Raw genomic sequence first — 1,350 nt, 5'->3', positions numbered from 1 at the left:
TACCGCATACCCCCAGCACACCGCCGCCACAGGCCAGAGCGATCACCCACAAAGAAGGAGCAACCCAAACCCTGACCCCGAATGGTCTCTAGCTGGCCAGCCGCAGGCATCCACACGGGGAAGCCGGGGTGCCACACACAGGGAAGCCGGGTGCCCCACGCAACCGCTTCACTGCGTTCCCTGCGAGTCAGCACGACATCATCACCGCTCACACTGCTGGCTACCAGTGGGTGAGCGGCAAAATGCTGCCCGTGGACGCACCGGAGCCGGCGGATTGGTTAGCTGGACGACTGCCGGGAACCACCGTTGTGGTGTCGGTGGAAGGAAGCAACGATGACCCAGGACGACCTGCAGGACCCGCGCATACGGTTTCCCCGCGCCGAGGATGTGGACGGCGGTGAGCAGCAGCCGCCCGGCCTGACTGGGCAGATGCCCGACCAGCCCGACCATGGCGAGCAGAGTTACCGCGGCAGTGGACGGCTGACCGGCCGGCGGGCGGTGATCACCGGCGGTGACTCGGGCATCGGCCGTGCCGTCGCGATCGCTTATGCCAGGGAAGGCGCCGACGTCCTCATCTCCTGCCTCCCGGAGGAGGAACAGGACGCGCAGGAGACCCTCCGCTGGGTGCGTGACGCCGGCCGTACCGGTATCGGCGTGCCCGGCGACATCCGCGACGAGGCGCACTGCGCCCAGATCATCGAGCGGGCGGTCGCGGAACTCGGCGGTCTGGACGTTCTGGTGAACAACGCCGCATATCAGATGGCGCAGCCGAACGGGATCGCCGACATCACGACCGAGCAGTTCGACCGGGTGTTCAAGACCAACCTGTACGCCATGTTCTGGCTCTGCAAAGCAGCCCTGTCACACCTGCAACCCGGTTCGGTGATCATCAACACCGCGTCGGTCCAGGCGTTCCAGCCCTCGGCGCACCTGCTGGACTACGCCACGACCAAGGGCGGCATCGTGGCCTTCACCAAGGGCCTCGCCCAGGATCTCGCCGAGCGTGGCGTCCGCGTCAACGCCGTCGCGCCAGGCCCGATCTGGACCCCGCTCATCCCGGCGACCATCCCGCCGGAGCAGGTGAAGCAGTTCGGCTCGGACACGCCGCTCGGCCGGGTCGGCCAGCCCGCCGAACTGGCACCGTCGTATGTGTTCTTCGCATCCCAGGAATCCAGCTATGTCACCGGCGAGGTCCTCGGCGTCACCGGCGGCAAACCCGTCACCTGACATCGCCGCAGTGGGGGGGGGGGGGGGGGGAAAAAAAACAAACACCATGGTGTTCTTTGTGTCAAAACCCACACCCCCCCACCCCGGGGCCCCTCCCCCCCCCCCCAACCCCCCCCCCCCCCC

Annotated in this window: 1 protein-coding gene; it reads left to right on the top strand. The window is 67.6% G+C overall.

All coding sequences use genetic code 11. From position 1 onward, the window contains the following. Positions 1-333: 333 nt before the first annotated feature. Positions 334-1,227: an SDR family oxidoreductase gene (locus ACZ6TV_RS52690; RefSeq protein WP_465308863.1), complete on the top strand. Its 894-nt coding sequence runs from the start codon at positions 334-336 to the stop codon at positions 1,225-1,227. Positions 1,228-1,350: the final 123 nt, after the last annotated feature.

Source organism: Dactylosporangium sp. NPDC051087, assembly GCF_055586325.1.
Note: the sequence above shows the minus strand (reverse complement) of the source record. Positions and strands in the feature narration are given on the sequence as shown.

Bases quoted from the DNA above. Each gene is read 5' to 3' on its own strand.
- ACZ6TV_RS52690 (WP_465308863.1), top strand. From the start codon at position 334: ATGACCCAGGACGACCTGCAGGACCCGCGCATACGGTTTCCCCGCGCC.